The 17,141-nt window shown below is 58.5% G+C and carries 17 protein-coding genes and 3 tRNA genes; 9 read left to right on the forward strand and 11 right to left on the reverse strand.

Features of this window, described 5'->3' with window-relative positions; all coding sequences use genetic code 11:
• Positions 1–213 precede the first annotated feature (213 nt).
• Complete coding sequence (gene garD, locus F3J41_RS09720) at positions 214–1,773, forward strand: galactarate dehydratase (RefSeq protein ID WP_021507374.1); 1,560 nt, start codon at positions 214–216, stop codon at positions 1,771–1,773.
• A gap of 123 nt (positions 1,774–1,896) precedes the next feature.
• Here the strand turns inward: garD and F3J41_RS09725 are convergent, their stop codons facing one another.
• The 4 genes from F3J41_RS09725 to syd form a co-directional block, all read right to left on the reverse strand.
• Positions 1,897–2,343 (reverse strand): flavodoxin, encoded by a 447-nt coding sequence (locus F3J41_RS09725; protein WP_058776605.1) that lies wholly within the window; start codon positions 2,341–2,343, stop codon positions 1,897–1,899.
• 12 nt (positions 2,344–2,355) lie between these two features.
• Entirely contained in the window at positions 2,356–3,135 is a 780-nt protein-coding gene (truC, locus tag F3J41_RS09730) for a tRNA pseudouridine(65) synthase TruC (protein WP_058780276.1), read from the reverse strand.
• Positions 3,135–3,461 carry a YqcC family protein gene (locus F3J41_RS09735; protein WP_058771608.1) on the reverse strand — a complete coding sequence of 109 codons (327 nt, stop codon included), beginning with the start codon at positions 3,459–3,461 and terminating at the stop codon, positions 3,135–3,137. The genes truC and F3J41_RS09735 overlap by 1 nt, the downstream gene beginning before the upstream one ends.
• A gap of 588 nt (positions 3,462–4,049) precedes the next feature.
• Positions 4,050–4,598, reverse strand: a complete 549-nt coding sequence (gene syd / locus F3J41_RS09740) for a SecY-interacting protein (protein WP_059010890.1) — start codon at positions 4,596–4,598, stop codon at positions 4,050–4,052.
• Between the two features lie 62 nt (positions 4,599–4,660).
• Here syd and queF point away from each other — a divergent pair, with 62 nt between their 5' ends.
• The 3 genes from queF (at position 4,661) to xni (ending at position 7,863) form a co-directional block, all read left to right on the forward strand.
• Positions 4,661–5,506 carry an NADPH-dependent 7-cyano-7-deazaguanine reductase QueF gene (gene queF / locus F3J41_RS09745; protein ID WP_021507380.1) on the forward strand — a complete coding sequence of 282 codons (846 nt, stop codon included), beginning with the start codon at positions 4,661–4,663 and terminating at the stop codon, positions 5,504–5,506.
• A 186-nt stretch (positions 5,507–5,692) separates the two neighbouring features.
• The gene (gene ppnN / locus F3J41_RS09750) at positions 5,693–7,057 is read left to right on the forward strand and encodes a nucleotide 5'-monophosphate nucleosidase PpnN (protein ID WP_021507381.1); all 1,365 of its coding nucleotides are present in this window, start codon (positions 5,693–5,695) and stop codon (positions 7,055–7,057) included.
• Between the two features lie 38 nt (positions 7,058–7,095).
• Complete coding sequence (xni, locus tag F3J41_RS09755; protein WP_058780277.1) at positions 7,096–7,863, forward strand: flap endonuclease Xni; 768 nt, start codon at positions 7,096–7,098, stop codon at positions 7,861–7,863.
• A gap of 500 nt (positions 7,864–8,363) precedes the next feature.
• On the opposite strand, the gene rlmM is transcribed toward xni, so the two are convergent.
• From rlmM to F3J41_RS09775, 4 genes are all read right to left on the reverse strand, one after another.
• Positions 8,364–9,464 (reverse strand): 23S rRNA (cytidine(2498)-2'-O)-methyltransferase RlmM, encoded by a 1,101-nt coding sequence (gene rlmM / locus F3J41_RS09760; protein ID WP_021507383.1) that lies wholly within the window; start codon positions 9,462–9,464, stop codon positions 8,364–8,366.
• Positions 9,457–9,852 carry a DUF423 domain-containing protein gene (locus tag F3J41_RS09765; RefSeq protein ID WP_021507384.1) on the reverse strand — a complete coding sequence of 132 codons (396 nt, stop codon included), beginning with the start codon at positions 9,850–9,852 and terminating at the stop codon, positions 9,457–9,459. The genes rlmM and F3J41_RS09765 overlap by 8 nt, the downstream gene beginning before the upstream one ends.
• Positions 9,853–9,902: 50 nt before the next feature.
• Positions 9,903–10,820 (reverse strand): transcriptional regulator GcvA, encoded by a 918-nt coding sequence (locus tag F3J41_RS09770; protein WP_010616414.1) that lies wholly within the window; start codon positions 10,818–10,820, stop codon positions 9,903–9,905.
• 342 nt (positions 10,821–11,162) lie between these two features.
• Entirely contained in the window at positions 11,163–11,387 is a 225-nt protein-coding gene (locus tag F3J41_RS09775; protein WP_010616412.1) for a YgdI/YgdR family lipoprotein, read from the reverse strand.
• A 208-nt stretch (positions 11,388–11,595) separates the two neighbouring features.
• On the opposite strand from F3J41_RS09775, the gene csdA reads away from it, so the two are divergent.
• Together csdA and csdE are read left to right on the forward strand one after the other, a co-directional pair.
• Complete coding sequence (gene csdA / locus F3J41_RS09780) at positions 11,596–12,801, forward strand: cysteine desulfurase CsdA (RefSeq protein ID WP_104093651.1); 1,206 nt, start codon at positions 11,596–11,598, stop codon at positions 12,799–12,801.
• A gap of 4 nt (positions 12,802–12,805) precedes the next feature.
• The gene (gene csdE, locus F3J41_RS09785) at positions 12,806–13,258 is read left to right on the forward strand and encodes a cysteine desulfurase sulfur acceptor subunit CsdE (RefSeq protein WP_058771612.1); all 453 of its coding nucleotides are present in this window, start codon (positions 12,806–12,808) and stop codon (positions 13,256–13,258) included.
• Here the strand turns inward: csdE and tcdA are convergent.
• The gene (gene tcdA / locus F3J41_RS09790; RefSeq protein WP_021507387.1) at positions 13,246–14,052 is read right to left on the reverse strand and encodes a tRNA cyclic N6-threonylcarbamoyladenosine(37) synthase TcdA; all 807 of its coding nucleotides are present in this window, start codon (positions 14,050–14,052) and stop codon (positions 13,246–13,248) included. The two genes, csdE and tcdA, sit on opposite strands and share 13 nt — an antisense overlap.
• Before the next feature lie 60 nt (positions 14,053–14,112).
• Positions 14,113–15,261: a murein transglycosylase A gene (gene mltA / locus F3J41_RS09795; RefSeq protein ID WP_021507388.1), complete on the reverse strand. Its 1,149-nt coding sequence runs from the start codon at positions 15,259–15,261 to the stop codon at positions 14,113–14,115.
• 207 nt (positions 15,262–15,468) lie between these two features.
• On the opposite strand from mltA, the gene F3J41_RS09800 reads away from it, so the two are divergent.
• From F3J41_RS09800 to F3J41_RS09810, 3 genes are all read left to right on the forward strand, one after another.
• Positions 15,469–15,545, forward strand: a tRNA-Met gene (locus F3J41_RS09800).
• Positions 15,546–15,597: 52 nt separating this feature from the next.
• Positions 15,598–15,674, forward strand: a tRNA-Met gene (locus tag F3J41_RS09805).
• Positions 15,675–15,726: 52 nt separating this feature from the next.
• Positions 15,727–15,803: transfer RNA gene (locus F3J41_RS09810), tRNA-Met, on the forward strand.
• A gap of 88 nt (positions 15,804–15,891) precedes the next feature.
• On the opposite strand, the gene amiC is transcribed toward F3J41_RS09810, so the two are convergent.
• On the reverse strand, positions 15,892–17,127 hold the full coding sequence (gene amiC, locus F3J41_RS09815; protein ID WP_031279511.1) for an N-acetylmuramoyl-L-alanine amidase AmiC: 1,236 nt from the start codon (positions 17,125–17,127) through the stop codon (positions 15,892–15,894).
• Between the last annotated feature and the right edge of the window lie 14 nt (positions 17,128–17,141).

A 17,141-nucleotide genomic window follows, 5' to 3' on the forward strand; every position in this document is an offset into this window, starting at 1 on the left:
AAAGTGAACAGCAAGCGTACGCTTTGTGAGGCTCTTCACTTGCGTTTGGTAAAACGAACCAAACTGCGCGCCGATCGCGGCACAAAGCCAGTCAGTTGCACAATGCGTGGGCCAATACCCCTGCTTATACTGAGGCTGGCAAATAACGATGATGTGACGGACGTGATTTCAACCGCACCGCTATGACCGGTGCGACGAACCGGAAGGTGAGCAATGAACCGACCTCTGACAGACAAACCGCGCTACATTAAAGTGCACGACGCCGATAACGTGGCGATAGTGGTCAACGATCAGGGATTGCCCGCAGGCAGCCGCTTTGATGACGGTCTGCAACTGACTGAGCATGTGCCGCAGGGGCACAAAGTGGCGCTGAGCGATATCGCCCTGCATGGCGACATCGTGCGTTACGGTGAAGTGATTGGCACAGCGCTGCGCCCGATTGCGCGCGGCAGCTGGATTGAGGAGTCACTGGTGGCGCTGCCCGCCGCCCCACCTCTGGCCAGCCTGCCGCTGGCAACCAACGTGCCGCCGCCCCTGCCGCCGCTGGAAGGATACACCTTTGAAGGCTATCGCAACGCCGACGGCAGCGTCGGCACGCGCAATCTGCTCGGCATCACCACCAGCGTGCACTGCGTGGCGGGCGTGGTGGATTACGTGGTGCAGCTGATTGAGCGCGATTTGCTACCGCGCTATAGCAACGTCGATGGCGTGGTGGCGCTCAACCATTTATATGGCTGCGGCGTGGCGATCAACGCACCGGCGGCGGTGGTGCCGATTCGCACCATTCACAATCTTGCGCTGAATCCTAATTTTGGCGGCGAAGTGATGGTGGTGAGCCTCGGCTGCGAAAAATTACAGCCGGAGCGCCTGCTGACCGGTACACCGGACGTACAGGCCATTTCGCTGGATGAGCGCGATATCGTGCGCCTGCAGGATGAGCGTCACGTGGGCTTTGGCGCGATGGTCGATGAAATTCTGCAGGTGGCCGAGCGCCATCTGAAAAAACTCAACCAGCGTCAGCGCGAAACCTGCCCGGCGTCAGCGCTGGTGGTCGGCACCCAGTGCGGCGGCAGTGATGCGTTTTCCGGCGTGACGGCCAACCCGGCGGTTGGCTTTGCCTCGGATCTGCTGGTGCGCTGTGGTGCGACGGTGATGTTCTCGGAAGTGACCGAGGTACGCGATGCGATCCATCTGCTGACGCCGCGTGTGGTAAACGAAGCGGTGGGCAAACGGCTGCTGGAGGAGATGGCGTGGTACGACGATTATCTGAGCCAGGGGCAAACCGACCGCAGCGCGAATCCGTCGCCGGGCAATAAAAAAGGCGGCCTGGCCAATGTGGTAGAAAAAGCGCTGGGCTCAATTGCCAAATCCGGCCGCAGCCCGATTGTCGAAGTGCTGTCACCCGGACAGCGCCCGACGCAGCGCGGGTTGATTTACGCCGCCACGCCGGCCAGCGATTTTGTCTGTGGCACCCAGCAGATGGCTTCCGGCATTACGCTGCAGGTGTTCACCACCGGGCGCGGCACGCCTTACGGTCTGGCGGCAATTCCGGTGATCAAAATGGCGACGCGCAGCGCGCTGGCGAACCGCTGGCATGACCTGATGGACATCAATGCCGGCACCATCGCGACGGGTGAAGAGAGTATTGAACAGGTCGGCTGGCGGCTGTTTGAGCTGATTCTGGATATCGCCAGCGGACGTAAACAGACGTGGTCAGATCGCTGGGGAATACGTAACCAGCTGGCAGTATTCAATCCGGCACCGGTGACGTGATGTGCGCAAACCTGGCGGAAGAGGAAGCGGTTCGGGTGAACCATTAAGTTTCATCCCTGCAGCCCCCGCGCACAGGCTGTTCCCTCTCCCGCCTGCGGGAGAGGGTTAGGGTGAGGGCCTGATTTACAACAACTTACCCCAGCTCTCCACCCACGGCGAGGTCACTGACTCGGGCTCCGGATTTTCCGTCGCATCCACCAGCAGCACCTCGCCAATACGCTGCGCCTGCTGCTCCTGCAGCGTGGCATCAAAAGTCTTTCCTGCTCCACAGAAATGGTCGTAACTGCTGTCGCCTAAAGCGATCACGCCATAGCGCAGCTCAGGCTGATAGCCCAGCTCATCGCGCACCTGCACATACAGTCGCGCGATATTGTCCGGAAAATCGCCCTGCCCGGTGGTCGAGGTAACAATTAACGCGACCTCTTTGCTGTAAGCCTGCCAGTCGGCCAGTGACGGATCTTCAAACACCTTCACCTCATGCCCCTGCGCTTCCAGCACCGGCTGCGCCTCTTCGGCAACCAGCAGCGCGTTGCCGTACACCGTACCTGTAAAAATGCCAATCTTTGCCATTTTGCCGCTCCTTTATTCTGTCGGCTTATCCTGGACTGCCTCAGCGGCAAACTCAACCCTCGGCACCTCGGGCAGTTGCTGCTGCCAGCCAAACGATTGCAGCATCTGCTGCCAGACGCGATCCAGCCCGGCGCGAATCACCAGCGGTTCGCCAGTCACCGGATGCGTTAGCGTCAGCGCACTGGCGTGCAGCATCAGGCGATCCATGCCAAAGTGGGCTGCGGCACCGCGGTTCTGCCGCAGATCGCCGTGCGAGCTGTCACCAATAATCGGATGACGCAGGTGTGCCATATGGCGCCGCAGCTGATGCTTGCGCCCGGTGTGCGGCGACAGCTCAACCAGCGTATAACGTGCGCTGAGGTACTTGCCGATGGCCACCGGCAGTTCTGCCTGCGCCAGCGCGCGATAATCGGTGACCGCCGGCTGTGGCGCGCGCGGTTCCGTGACAAACTTGTCCGCAATTTTATCCAGCTCTTCTACCAGCGGATAATCCAGCGTTGCGCTACCGTCCAGCCAGCCGCGCACCACTGCGTGATAGGTTTTCTGAATCTGATGCTGCTCAAACTGCTGCGCCAGCAGCCGCCCGATTTCGCTGGAGAGCCCCATTAGCAGCACGCCAGACGTGGGACGATCGAGGCGATGCGCGGTAAATACGTGCTGACCAATCTGATCGCGCACCGTCTGCATCACCACCACTTTCTCTTTGCGATCGAGCCAGCTGCGGTGCACCAGCCAGCCCGCCGGTTTATTTACCGCAACCAGCCATGCATCCTGATAAATGATCTCCAGCATCAGGCGTCCGGCGGCGCAAACAGCGCATCAAGCTGGCTGAGCGTCAGCAGCAGCGCTGCATGGCCCGGCGTGGTGGGCGGCAGGGCCATCTCATAATAAGGTGTAACGGCGAAGTTTTGCGGCAGCGCGGCGCCGGCGTCAAGCAGCGCCTGCATGCGCGGCAGCAGGACCCACTGCAGCCATTCGAGCGGCTGCAGGGTATCGAGACAGAAAGGTTGCGTGCTATTAAAGGCTTCCGCCGCCGGGGCGTGCGTCTGCCAGTGGCCGTGTTCGCGCATCACCGCTTCGACCTGCTGCAGCCGCTGAATAATCAGGTGCGTCGACATACGCTACCTCCGCGTCAAAAAGGGGCGGCAAGCATATCATTAGTGGGTGCGCGCGCAAAAACGGCATAAAAAAAGGGAGCACTGTGATTACAGTGCTCCCGGTTCGTTTGCAGCATTCCCGCCACCGCTGTGCTCCCTGCTCATCCTTGACAACTGTTCCTGCGCTTTCCGTCGCCTGTCATCGTGACATTGGTCCTTAGCATCCTGGCCCGCCACATCCCGCGTGGCTCTCATTCTCCATCCTGGAGGTGTCCTTTACTCACTCCGGAGTGTCCCGCTTCATCCTGAAGCCTTCCCTGTGACGTAAACTCCGTTACGTTCCTGCCGCCTGGCTGACATTCTCCTGAACGTCTCTCAATCCGTGGCTTCCTGCCAGTGGTGACTATTCTGGCAGAAACCATCGCAATAACAAGTCAGTAAGCGCTGTTAAACGATTAAGCCATGTCTGTATTTTCGGATTGATGCCATAACTGCATGATTCACAATATTTTTACATTGCGGACTTCCGGAAGTCTGCGCAATGTTCTGGCGATCTCGCACAACAGTTGTGAGAGATCTCTTACAAAGGCTGCGAGAAAAGTCTGCAACTCACGAACTAACCGGTTGTAAAGCATTAAGAAATGTCTGAATATCCACCGCCAGTTTCTGCCGTTTTTTCGTTCCCGGCTGCTCCACAATCACCTCACCGGTCAGATTACACACCGCGATAACATCCTGCTCCGAATCTGTCGTGGCGATAAACAACGTCGGGCTCTGTTTCAGACGGCGCTTCATCACCAGATGACCAATCAGGTTCTCCTGCAGGCGGGTAAAATCGTCCTCGCTCCACACCTGCAGCAGCGTCAGCGGCTGCTGCGCAAACTGCGCATGCATGTCGCCGGCAAATTGCGTGGTATAGAACGTGGTGAGGTCCGGCTGCAGCTGAATATCCAGCGCGCGCTCAACGGCTGCCAGCGAGGCTGGCAGGGTAAAGTCCTGCGGCTGCCACAGGACGCGCTCATCCAGTTCACTGATGATGCAGGGCGACGGCACGCCGTACAGCTCTGCGCTGGCGGGAAAATGGCCGTGCTGCTGCTGCCAGTGCGCTACATAACGGGCGGTAAAATCGCGCAGGGCCTCTGCGGTTTGCTGCATCATTCATCTTCTCGCTGGTGATCGGTTACACTGACTCCCTTTGATGGATTTTAGTGGTAACCGTTATGTCTTCTGAAAACCGGGATACGGCGCTGAGCGGCCTGACTTTGGGTAAGCCCACCGCGTATGTTGATCGCTACGATAACACGCTGCTGCAGGCGGTGCCGCGCAGCCTGAATCGCGAGCCGCTCGGGCTTTATCCCGATAACCTGCCGTTCCACGGCGCAGATATCTGGACGCTGTATGAACTCTCCTGGCTTAACAGCAAAGGCGTGCCGCAGGTCGCGGTCGGCGAAGTGGTGCTAAGCGCCGACAGCGTGAATCTGATCGAGTCCAAAAGCTTCAAACTCTATCTTAACAGCTTTAACCAGACGATTTTCGCCGACTGGGGCGCCGTGCGGCAAACGCTGGAGCGCGATCTCAGCGCCTGCGCTAACGGCAAGGTCAGCGTGGCGCTGTTTCGCCTGAGCGAAGTGGAAGGTCAGCCGATCGGGCACTTCGCTGGCGATGTCATCGACGAGCAGGATATCACCATCAGCGATTACGGCTTTAACGCTGATTACCTCGCCAGCGCAACGGGCAGCGAAGTGGTTGAAGAGACGCTGGTCAGCCATCTGCTGAAATCGAACTGTCTGATCACCAATCAGCCGGACTGGGGCTCGGTGATGATTCGCTATCAGGGCCCGCGTATCGATCGCGAAGCGCTGCTGCGCTATCTGATTTCGTTCCGCCAGCACAATGAGTTTCACGAGCAGTGCGTCGAGCGCATTTTTAACGATATACAACGCTTTTGTCAGCCAGCAGCATTAACCGTCTATGCGCGCTACACGCGGCGCGGCGGGCTGGATATCAATCCGTGGCGCAGCAATGTACCCTTCACGCCGGGCTACTCCCGCCTGGTGCGCCAGTAACAGATTGCGAGATGTCTCGCAGGCCGCCGCACGGAAGCGCGGTTCCACTTGAGCATTCGCGGCCGACAACGGTACTCTGGTACAGGCGCGAGGGCGACAGCGTGCTTACCGAAGGATTTTCGTCACTGCGCTCAACGGGTTAAGCGCAGCGTCATCAGTCACGCATTTGCGTGTAAAGGAGTTCTCTTGATTACACATATCAGTCCGCTTGGCTCAATGGATCTGCTCTCCCAGCTGGAAGTCGACATGCTGAAGCGCACTGCCAGCAGCGATCTCTACCAGCTGTTTCGCAACTGCTCGCTGGCGGTACTCAACTCCGGCAGCCAGACCGACAGTAGCCACGAATTGCTTTCCCGCTTTGAAAACTTTGACATCAACGTGCTGCGCCGCGAGCGCGGCGTGAAACTGGAGCTGATCAACCCGCCGGAAGAGGCGTTTGTTGACGGCCGGATTATCCGTTCGCTGCAGGCGAACCTGTTTGCCGTACTGCGCGACATACTGTTTGTTAACGGCCAGCTCTCAGCGGCGGATCGTTTGCAAAATCAGGACGTCACCGACTCCGCGCACATCACCAATCAGGTGTTCTCTATTCTGCGCAACGCGCGCGCGCTGCACGTGGGCGAATATCCCAACACCGTGGTGTGCTGGGGCGGTCACTCCATCAACGCGGTCGAATATCAATATTGCCGCAATGTCGGGACGCAGATGGGCCTGCGCGAACTGAACATCTGTACCGGCTGTGGTCCGGGCGTGATGGAAGCGCCGATGAAAGGGGCAGCGGTAGGCCATGCGCAGCAGCGCTATCACGACAGCCGGTTTATCGGCCTGACTGAACCGTCGATCATCGCTGCGGAGCCACCTAACCCGCTGGTGAATGAACTGATCATCATGCCGGATATTGAAAAGCGTCTGGAAGCCTTTGTGCGCATCGCGCACGGCATCGTGATCTTCCCGGGCGGCGTGGGTACGGCAGAAGAGCTGTTGTATCTGCTGGGCATTCTGATGAATCCGCAGAACAGCGATCAGGTGCTGCCGCTGATCCTCACCGGGCCGAAAGAGAGCGCCGATTACTTCCGCGTGCTGGATGATTTCATCGTTAATACGCTGGGTGAAGCCGCACGCCGGCATTACAAAATCATCATTGATGATGCTGCGGAAGTGGCGCGTCTGATGAAGAAAGCCATGCCGCAGGTGAAAGAGTACCGCCGCGAAACCGGCGATGCCTACAGCTTCAACTGGTCGATTCGCATTGCGCCGGATCTGCAGGTGCCGTTCCTGCCAACCCACGAAAATATGGCCAACCTCAAGCTGTTCCCGAATCAGCCAGCGGAAAAACTGGCGGCGGATCTGCGGCGTGCCTTCTCGGGCATCGTGGCCGGTAACGTCAAAGAGATGGGGATCCGCGAAATCCGGGAAAAAGGTCCGTATCAGCTGCAAGGCGATGCCGATCTGATGCACCGCATGGACGAACTGCTGCAGGGCTTCGTCGCGCAGCAGCGCATGAAACTGCCCGGCAGCGCTTACATCCCCTGCTACGAAATCATCAAATAACCCATCAGGAAGGCAGCCTGCGGGCTGCCGGTATCACTATGTCGCTTCATCTGCTTATTATCGACGCGCTCAATCTGATCCGCCGCCTGCACGCGGTGCAGGGTTCGCCCTGTCGTGAGGCCTGCGTGGCGGCGCTGCATCAGCTGCTGGGTCACACGCGGCCAACGCACGTGGTGGCGGTGTTTGACAGCCATGACCGACAGCCTGGCTGGCGTCATCAGTTATTGCCGGACTACAAAGCGGGTCGCCCGCCGATGCCGGACGATTTACAGCAGGAGATGGCCTCGCTGCAGGCGGCCTTTGAGGCCAGCGGTGTCAGTTGCTGGGTTGCCGAACAGGATGAAGCGGACGATCTGGCCGCGACGCTGGCAGTGAAGATGGCCGACGCCGGTCATCAGGCCACCATCGTTTCTACCGATAAAGGTTACTGCCAGCTGCTGGCGCCGAGCATCCGCATCCGCGATTATTTTCAGAAGCGCTGGCTGGACGTGCCGTTTATCGAACAGGAGTTCGGCGTCGCGCCGGCCCAGCTGGCGGATTACTGGGGCTTATGCGGTATCAGCAGCAGCAAAATTCCAGGCGTGCCCGGCATCGGACCGAAAAGCGCACGGGAACTGCTGCTGCAGTTTGGTTCGCTTGAGGCCCTGTATCAGCAGCTGGATCAGGTACCTGAGAAGTGGCAGAAGAAGTTACGCGATCACCGCGCGACCGCGGAAGTGTGCCGACAGGTGTCAACGCTGAAGCGGGATTTGGTGTTGCAGGGGAATTTAAATACGCTGCGGTATCAGGGTCCGGCGCGTCATTGAGGTCGCCATGAATGGCGACCCTACAGCAGCACGGCAAGCCTGAGCTGCTCCGGGAAGTTTCAACCCTACTCATTGCGCGATGAATCGCGCCGCTACGGGCTAGTGCAGCTAATTTCTGCGAAATAATTTGTGCAAGCGCAGGACGACAAGCCCGAGCTGTTCAGGGAAGTTTCAATCCCGCTCATTGCGCGATAAATCGCGCCGCTACGGATTAGTGCAACTAAGTTCTGCGAAATAATTTGTGCAAGCGCAGGACGACAAGCCCGAGCTGTTCAGGAAAGTTTCAATCCCGCTCATTGCGCGATGAATCGCGCCGCTACGGATGAGTGCAACTAAGTTCTGCGAAATAATTTGTGCTAGCGCAAGGCGGCAAGCCTGAGAGTCCCCGGGAGCATACATTAGTATGTGACCGGGGCGAGCAGGTGCAGCCAACGCCGCGGTAGTGCAAAGTATGAAGCAGGCGCAGCCAGCGCCGCGATAGCGCAAAGTATGAAGCAGAACTAGCGTTCGTCGCGCCGTCCGCCGACTGCCGCCCAAATCCGGCGCACATGCACGGTCACTTCTTCGCGGTCGTGATACAGCTGGCGCGCCTGGATCTGCGCGTTTACGCCCTTCTCCTTCAGCGCCGCGTCCATCATTGCCAGGTTCTGCGTAACTTCTTCATAGCGCTTTTTCATTGGCAGCTTGAGGTTGAAGATCGCCTCACGGCACCAGCCGTTGACCAGCCATTCGGTCATCAGGCTGGCGACGCGCACCGGTTTTTCCACCATGTCGCACACCAGCCAGCTGATGTTGCTGCGCGGCGGGCGGAATTTGAACCCGTCTTCGCGGCAGTGCGTAACCTGTCCGGTATCCATCAGGCTTGGTGCCATCGGGCCGTTATCCACCGCGTAGACCCACATGCTGCGCTTCACCAGCTGATAGGTCCAGCCGCCGGGGCAGGCACCGAGATCGACCGCATACATGCCGCTGCCCAACCGTTCATCCCACTCATCGGCCGGCACGAACACATGGAATGCTTCTTCCAGCTTCAGCGTAGAGCGGCTTGGCGCATCGGCCGGGAACTTCAGGCGCGGAATGCCCATGTAAAACGGCGAGTTGTTGTGCGGCAGCGAATAACCAACATAGCAGGTGCCCGGCGCGATAAAGAACACATGCACCACCGGACGTTTATTGCTCTCATAATTCAGCAGGATTTTGCTGTCGCGCAGGCTGGCGCGCAGCGGTACCGTCAGCTTGCGGCAAAATTTGGTCAGCTCTTTGGCTTCATTGGTGTCGGGCACTTCAACGCGCAGCTCGCCGCCCTTCTCCACTACGCCGCTCAGCATACCGACGATCGGGGTAATACGATCTTCTGGCGGGAGATCGCGCAGCAGCTCGCCCACCACCAGCATTTGCCGGGCAAAAATCAGCTCCGCGAACGGCAGCGTGGCGATCAGTTTTTCCGCCTCTTCCGGCTGATAGCACTCAAACAGCACGTAACCGGCGTCATCTTTAACGCGCGGAAAACCGTAGATTTCGCGTTCCGCTGCTTTGGCACTGATTTCTGCCGCACACTCTTTCTCAAATCCCGGACGGCAATAGAGTAAAACTTTATTCATGGCGATCTGCCTTTCGTTTCAGACGCAGCGCGCCAATCAACATCAAAAACCAGCCAATCAGGAAGCACAGGCCTCCAACCGGCGTAACAAACACCCAAAACTTCAGGTGCGACAGCGCCAGACAATACAGGCTGCCGCTGAACAGGACGATACCCAGCGCCATCGCGGCGCTACTCCAGTAAAACCAGATATTGGCGCGACGCAGCATCGCTGCGCCAATACCGATAATCGCCAGCGTATGATACGCCTGATATTCAAGGCCGGTATGGATCCACGCCATCTCGGCCGCGCCGAGCGCTTTGCTCAGCACGTGCGCCCCAAAAGCACCAAACGCCACCAGCAGAAAGCCGCTGATGGCGGCAAATATAAACATGGCACGACTGGACATTCATTTATCCTCATGGTGAAACCGCACATCACTGTGCGGCAGGCAACGCGTTAGTGATCGTAGCGGAAGCGGAATTTTTCTTGTTCAGTTGCGGCTTTTTCCAGAATCCACTGCCGAAAGGCGGCTATTTTACCCAGTTCTGCCTGGCTGTCATGACAAACCAGATAAAAAGCATTTTTACTCACTAAGACATCGTTGAAAGGACAGACCAGCCGTCCGGCCTCAATTTCACTCTGCGCCATCACGTTATTGGCCAGCGCCACGCCCTGGCCGTGGATCGCCGCCTGCAGCACCATGGCGCTGTGGCTGAAGATCGGCCCCTGCTGAACATTAATGTGCTGCAAGCCCAGCTGACGAATATAGGATTGCCAGTCACGGCGCGAGGCGTCATGCAGCAGCGTGAAATGCGCCAGATCGGCTGGTGATTTGAGCGGATTGTCGCCGGTCAGCAGCAGCGGCGAGCACACCGGCAGCAGATATTCGGCATACAATTTTTCTACCCGCAAACCGGGCCAGTTGCCGCGGCCGTAAAAAATCGCCACGTCGACATCGTCGGCCAGCTTCTCCTCATCACGGTCTACCGCCTGGATACGCACATCAATGCCCGGATAAGCCAGATTAAAGCTGGAGAGGCGCGGAACCAACCACTGAATGGCGAAACTCGGCAACAGGCTGACGGTGAGAGCCCCTTTGGCACTGCGCGCCTGCAGTTTGCGCGTGGCATCGTTCAGTGCCGAAAAAATCTCTTTGATATCGAGATAGTAGCTTTGACCCTCTTCGGTCAGTAACAGCGAACGATTGCGCCGGCGAAACAGCTTGAGACCGAGAAAATCTTCCAGCGATTTAATCTGATGGCTGACAGCCGCCTGGGTGACAAACAGCTCCTCAGCGGCTTTGGTGAAGCTCAAATGACGGGCCGCAGCGTCGAAGACGCGAAGAGCATTAAGCGGCGGAAGGCGTTTTGACATGGTTTTCCGTACCCGGATTGACAGCGTAACACTGCAACTTATACAAAGTCGTTACGTATTAGATTTTTTAATCCGAGACATTATAATTTGTCCGTTGAGGAAGCTCCAGCAAATACCTATAGTTGCCGCACTTCCTGAGCCGGAACGAAAAGATTTCTGGAAACGTGCGAGAGATCGCAGACTTTTAGAGAGCTTTTGGCTTGTGGTCGTGATGTTGTGTTTGCATTTTGATCTGACGATTGCAGATCAAACTTTTAATTCCTGTAGATTTACCCTGTCTGTCCATAGTGATTTTAAATAGCACCGCAAATTGCGGTGCTTTTTTTTACCTGCTAGCCGGGCTTACTGGCCCATTTCCACCATCTCTTTCACATCTGAGCGGTTAATCTGCTGCTCGTTGCCATTGGCATCTTTATAGCTGATCATACCGGTTTCATCGTCAACTTTTGGTTTGCCATCCGCAACAATGGTGCGACCATCATTAGTATGCATGACGTAGTTGCTGGAACAGGCGGCCAGGGTAAAGGCCATGGTGCACACGGCCAGCACTGCGGCGAGTTTATTCATCTTCTATCTCCTTGCAGATTGATTGCATTAAACCACCCGCGTGCGCTGACCAGTGGCAGCAAACAGAGCGATCGACTGGAACAGACCGATTCGTTATGCGGGTTTCGGTTCAAACCTTGCAATAATTAGCATAACGCGCTTTTCCAGCTTTGCCAGGCCACGGCGTGGCTTTCAGCCTGGTCCTAACATCCAAGTAAGTGAGCTGAGTATGACCCATTTCTCTCCTGGCGAGTTTCGTCAGCAGTTTCCCGCGCTGAGCGATGCGGGTGTCTATCTCGACAGCGCTGCCACCGCGCTGAAGCCGCAGGCGGTGATTGACGCGACCGCACAGTTTTATTCGCTGAGCGGCGGCACCGTCCACCGCAGCCAGTTCGCCGCTGCCCGCGCGCTGACGGCACAGTATGAACAGGCGCGTGCGCGCGTGGCGCACTGGCTGCAGGCGGCGGACGATCGGCAAATCGTCTGGACGCGTGGCACCACGGAAGCCATCAACCTGGTGGCGCACAGCTGGCTGGCGCCGCGCCTGCAGCCGGGCGACGAGATTGTAGTGAGCGAAGCCGAGCACCACGCCAATCTGGTGCCGTGGCTGATGGTGGCGCAGGCCAGCGGTGCGAAAGTGATTAAGTGGCCGCTTGGCGCTGACCGGCGGCCGGATATCGCCCTGCTGCCGCAACTGCTCAACGCGCGCACCCGGCTGCTGGCGATAGGTCAGATGTCTAACGTGACCGGCGGCTGTCCGGATCTGGCGCAGGCGATTACGCTGGCGCACGGCGTTGGGGCGAAAGTGATGGTGGATGGCGCGCAGGGCGTGGTGCACTGCCCGCCGGATGTGCAGGCGCTGGATATCGACTTCTACGCCTTTTCCGCGCACAAGCTGTACGGCCCGATGGGCACTGGTGTGCTGTACGGCAAAGCGGAGCTGCTGGACGCGATGCCGCCGTGGCAGGGCGGCGGCAAGATGCTGACGCAGGTCGATTTCAGCGGCTTCACGCCGCAGCCGGTGCCGTGGCGCTTTGAAGCAGGCACGCCGAACGTGGCGGGCGTGGTCGGGCTGAGTGCGGCGCTGGACTGGCTGGGGCAGTACGATGCGGAAAAAGCCGAACGCTGGAGCCAGCAGCTGGCCAGCCTTGCCGAAGAGCAACTCAGCGCTATTCCCGGCTTCCGCAGTTTCCGCTGCGGCAGCGCCAGCCTGCTGGCGTTTGATATCGCCGGTATTCACCACAGCGATATCGTGACGCTGCTGGCGGAACAGGGCATCGCGTTGCGCGCCGGCCAGCACTGTGCCCAGCCGCTGATGGCGGCGCTTGGCGTCAGCGGCACGCTGCGCGTCTCATTTGCCCCCTATAATAATCTGCAGGACGTGGACGCGCTGGTGCGCGCCATGCACCATGCCGTGGATTTACTGAGTGAGTAACGTAATGACATCAGCCCTGCTTGCCCCCCATCCGTTTGGTGATCTGATTACCGAAGCCAGCCTGACGGAGAAGTTTGCCCATTTTCATCAGTGGGAAGATCGCTATCGCCAGCTGATTCAGCTCAGCCGCCAGCTGCCGGCGCTGCCGGAAGCGCTGAAAACGGCGGACATTGAGCTCTCCGGCTGCGAAAACCGCGTCTGGCTCAGCAGCCAGCAGCGGGCCGACGGCACGCTGCATTTTTACGGCGACAGTGAGGGGCGCATTGTGCGCGGATTGCTGGCGGTGCTACTGACAGCGGTGGAAGGAAAAACGCCCGCAGCGCTGTTAGCCACAGACCCGCTGGCGCTGTTTGATACCTTAGGGCTGCGCGCGCAGCTGAGCGCCTCGCGCAGCAGTGGTTTACAGGCGCTGGCTGAGGCGGTACAGCGTGCTGCCCGCGCGCATCAGGCAGACTGACGCGCCGCGCGCGCGAGGAATTTTTTCAGCGCGTGCGACACTGCAACAAAACCAAAGGTGGCGGTCACCATGGTGGCCGCACCAAAGCCGGCGGCACAGTCCATGCGCTTTGGCCCTTCCGCCGTGCTGCGCGAAGCGCATACGCTGCCGTCCGGCTGCGGATATACCAGGGCTTCGGTAGAGAACACGCAGTCGATCCCCAGTTTACCCTTGCTGTTTTTCACTACGCCAAAATCACTTTTCAGCCGCTCGCGCAGTTTGGCAGCCAGCGGATCCTGAATGGTTTTGGCTAAGTCACTGACCTGAATCTGCGTCGGATCGATCTGTCCGCCGGCGCCACCGGTAGTGATCAGCGGGATCTTATTGCGCCGGCACCAGGCGATCAGCGCAGCCTTAGGGCGCACGCTATCAATCGCGTCAATCACATAGTCGAACCCCGCCGCCATCAGCTCAGCGGTATTGTCCGGCGTGATAAAGTCATCGATGCAGATCACCTCACACTCCGGATTGATGGCGTGAATACGCTGCGCCATCACCTCGGTTTTCGCCTGACCGACATGCCCCTGCAACGCATGAATCTGACGGTTGGTATTAGTAATACACACATCGTCCATGTCGATCAGGGTAATTTTACCGATGCCGGTGCGCGCCAGCGCTTCGGCCGCCCAGGAACCGACGCCGCCGATGCCGATGACGCAGAAATGCGCGTCAGCAAAACGCTGCAGTGCTTCCTGCCCGTAGAGACGCGCCGTGCCGCCAAATCGCTGGCGCCAGGCGTCGCTGACAACTTTCATAGCTAACCTTTTAGTACGATGCGCGGACGCGCACCCGACAAACCCAGGGTGCGCAGCCTATCAATTTGCGCCGATAATCAATGAACCATTATTGCCGTTTTGCGGATTGCTGAACAGCGGCTGGCCGGTTCCCGGCGCGGCTTTCAGTACCCAGACGCGGCCATAATGGTTGTAGAAGCCCGCCAGATGCGCCGCATCCGGGCCGACACCCTGGTAGATATCGAAGTGCTGGCCTTTGATCGCGCCGCCCACGTCCAGCGCGACCATCAGGCGCATCTCATATTTGCCGTTGAATTTGCCCTTCTCATTCAGCTGCGGCACTTCAGCCAGCAGCGCCGTGCCGGCGGGAATCAGCGAACGATCGGACGCTACCGAGGCTTTGGCAATCAGCGGTACCGCGCTGGCACCGCGCACCGGCACATACTCTTCCGGCTTGAAGAACACGAACGACTGGTTGGTTTCCAGCACATTGCGCACTTCCTGCGGCGAGTGCTCCTGCGCCCACTGCCGAATCGCCTGCATCGACATGTCTTCGCGCTTCACTTCACCGCGATCGATCAGCTCTTTGCCAATACTGTGGTAAGCCCAGCCGTTCTTGCCGCCGTAGCCGAAGAAGCGCAGCGGACGGCCATCGCCGAAATCGACATAGCCGCTGCCCTGCACGTCCATCATAAAGTTGTCGATCAGCGAGTTGCTCCAGGCAATCACATAACGCTCATCCAGTGCGCCACTATAGATAGAAGCGCGGCTTGGCAGCTTCTGTCCGCGCGGACGCGGCGGCATGCGATAAATCGGATACTGGAATTCGCCCTGACGGGTATAACGCGCTTCCACCACCGGTGTGTAGTAACCGGTAAACTGTACGTTGCCGTAGCTGTCGGTGCCTTCCATCTGATAGGCGTTCAGGCCGAACTGGCGCAGCTGACGCGTATCGGCGCCGGAGAGCAGCCAGTTCTGAATCGCACTGTAAGTGCCGAGGTTGCGGCCATACAGACCGGACGACGCCGACTGGATCTGCTGCACCTGCAGGCCGAAATCACGGCCATTGACCGGACGCCCTTTGGCGTTCGGCTCATTCACCAGCCCGAGCGGTTGCTCCAGCTTGCCATCAATATATTGCTGACCGCGATCGGTCGGCTTAGAGCTACAACCGGCTAACAGCGCCAGAAATGCGCCAGTAAGTGCATACTTCGCCCAATGTCCTTTCATTACCTTCTCTTTTTAAGCTGGTTGTTTGCACGGCGACGATAGCAAAGGGGCAGACAGAATGAAATCTGCCGCAGGCTAGCGCGCTCACATCTGTATAATAAATCGCCCAATGGCCAAATAATTCAGCAACTGTTTGTCTATTTAGCGCTTTAACGCAAAAAAGGGGTTGCATCATCATACGCCCGGTGTATAGTGCGCATCCACGGACGCGGGGTGGAGCAGCCTGGTAGCTCGTCGGGCTCATAACCCGAAGGTCGTCGGTTCAAATCCGGCCCCCGCAACCAATTCTTCGTGATGAAGAGACAATGTGGCAAGTCGCTTAGCGCGACAGACGGACGCGGGGTGGAGCAGCCTGGTAGCTCGTCGGGCTCATAACCCGAAGGTCGTCGGTTCGAATCCGGCCCCCGCAACCAATTGTCTTAACGAAGAATACAATGTGCAAAGTCGCTCAGTGCGACAGACGGACGCGGGGTGGAGCAGCCTGGTAGCTCGTCGGGCTCATAACCCGAAGGTCGTCGGTTCGAATCCGGCCCCCGCAACCACTTCTTCTGCGGAAGAACATCACAACACCCTGACGGGTGTTTTTTTGTTTCTGCGCCCGGTAAAAAGCGGCATCGCTGCCGCCCTGCCCTAACGCCGTGCCAGCACGCCGCCTTTGTCAAAATACGCCTTAATACCGTGCAGAATGGCTTCCGCCACCTGATGCTGATAGCGCGGGGTACGCAGCTTCCGCTCCTCTTCGACGTTACTGATAAACGCCGTTTCCACCAGAATCGACGGAATATCCGGCGCTTTCAGCACCGCAAAGCCGGCCTGATCCACCGTGCGTTTATGCAGGTGGTTAATGTGGCCCATGCGCGTCAGCACTTCTTTGCCAAACTTCAGACTGTCGCTGATGGTCTGCCGCTGCACCATATCGAACATGGTGTGGTCGAGATAGCGATCGCCGCTCATGCTGACCCCGCCGATCAAATCCGCTTCGTTCTGCGTCTGGGCGAGGAAGCGCGCAGCGGCTGAGGTTGCGCCGCTGGTGGAGAGCGCGAAGACCGAAGAGCCGCGCGCCGCCCGGCTGGTAAAGGCGTCGGCGTGAATTGAGACAAACAGATCGGCGCGCTGCTTACGCGCTTTCGCGACCCGTACGCGCAGCGGTATAAACACATCTTCGTTGCGCGTCATGTAAGCTTTCATATTACGTTCTTTGTCGATCAGCGCTTTCAGATAGCGTCCAATCTTCAGCACGATATCTTTCTCGCGCGTTTTGTACTTGCCGTGCGCCCCGGGATCTTCCCCGCCGTGACCGGGATCGATCATGATAATAATCGGTCGATCGCGCCCGGCTTTACCCGGTAGCGGCGCCTGCGCCGGTTGATCGCGCTCCAGTTCACCCTGGTTGTAATCCTTCAGTAACGCCAGCAGCGGATCCTCTTCCTGTGACGACTGGCTGGGATAGAGATCGACCACCAGCCGGTGGCGAATACCGGCGACCGGATCGAGGGTGAAGGTTTTCGGTGCCACGCTGCGCTTCAGCTCCAGCACCACGCGCACCGTGGTGGGATCGAACTGACCGACGCGCGCGGTTTTAATGTAGGGATCGTCCACCCGCACCAGCTTATCAATGCCTTTCAGCGCGCTGTTGATATGCAGGTTCTGGATATCGATCACCAGCCGTTCGGGATTGCTCAGCGTGAACTGCTTATAGTGCAGCGCGACGTTGGATTCCAGCGTCACGCGCGAGTAAGTCGAGGATGGCCAGATGCGCACGGCCACAATGTGCTGACTGGCCGCAAAACCGCTGCGCGTCACGCTCAGCAACCACAGCGCACCTGCGCCCTGTAAAAGTCGTCTTCGGGTAAAAGCTTCGGACATGCCGCTCCAGCTAC

The sequence above is a fragment of the Pantoea sp. Ap-870 genome, assembly GCF_011752515.1.
GTDB lineage: Bacteria > Pseudomonadota > Gammaproteobacteria > Enterobacterales > Enterobacteriaceae > Pantoea > Pantoea dispersa.

Coding starts and splice junctions, on each gene's coding strand:
- csdA (WP_104093651.1), top strand. CDS start 11,596: ATGACCCATTTCTCTCCTGGCGAGTTTCGTCAGCAGTTTCCCGCGCTG.
- xni (WP_058780277.1), top strand. CDS start 7,096: ATGTCGCTTCATCTGCTTATTATCGACGCGCTCAATCTGATCCGCCGC.
- F3J41_RS09725 (WP_058776605.1), bottom strand. CDS start 2,343: ATGGCAAAGATTGGCATTTTTACAGGTACGGTGTACGGCAACGCGCTG.
- mltA (WP_021507388.1), bottom strand. CDS start 15,261: ATGAAAGGACATTGGGCGAAGTATGCACTTACTGGCGCATTTCTGGCG.
- tcdA (WP_021507387.1), bottom strand. CDS start 14,052: ATGAAAGTTGTCAGCGACGCCTGGCGCCAGCGATTTGGCGGCACGGCG.
- syd (WP_059010890.1), bottom strand. CDS start 4,598: ATGATGCAGCAAACCGCAGAGGCCCTGCGCGATTTTACCGCCCGTTAT.
- F3J41_RS09775 (WP_010616412.1), bottom strand. CDS start 11,387: ATGAATAAACTCGCCGCAGTGCTGGCCGTGTGCACCATGGCCTTTACC.
- csdE (WP_058771612.1), top strand. CDS start 12,806: ATGACATCAGCCCTGCTTGCCCCCCATCCGTTTGGTGATCTGATTACC.
- truC (WP_058780276.1), bottom strand. CDS start 3,135: ATGCTGGAGATCATTTATCAGGATGCATGGCTGGTTGCGGTAAATAAA.
- amiC (WP_031279511.1), bottom strand. CDS start 17,127: ATGTCCGAAGCTTTTACCCGAAGACGACTTTTACAGGGCGCAGGTGCG.
- F3J41_RS09735 (WP_058771608.1), bottom strand. CDS start 3,461: ATGTCGACGCACCTGATTATTCAGCGGCTGCAGCAGGTCGAAGCGGTG.
- rlmM (WP_021507383.1), bottom strand. CDS start 9,464: ATGAATAAAGTTTTACTCTATTGCCGTCCGGGATTTGAGAAAGAGTGT.
- garD (WP_021507374.1), top strand. CDS start 214: ATGAACCGACCTCTGACAGACAAACCGCGCTACATTAAAGTGCACGAC.
- F3J41_RS09770 (WP_010616414.1), bottom strand. CDS start 10,820: ATGTCAAAACGCCTTCCGCCGCTTAATGCTCTTCGCGTCTTCGACGCT.
- F3J41_RS09765 (WP_021507384.1), bottom strand. CDS start 9,852: ATGTCCAGTCGTGCCATGTTTATATTTGCCGCCATCAGCGGCTTTCTG.
- queF (WP_021507380.1), top strand. CDS start 4,661: ATGTCTTCTGAAAACCGGGATACGGCGCTGAGCGGCCTGACTTTGGGT.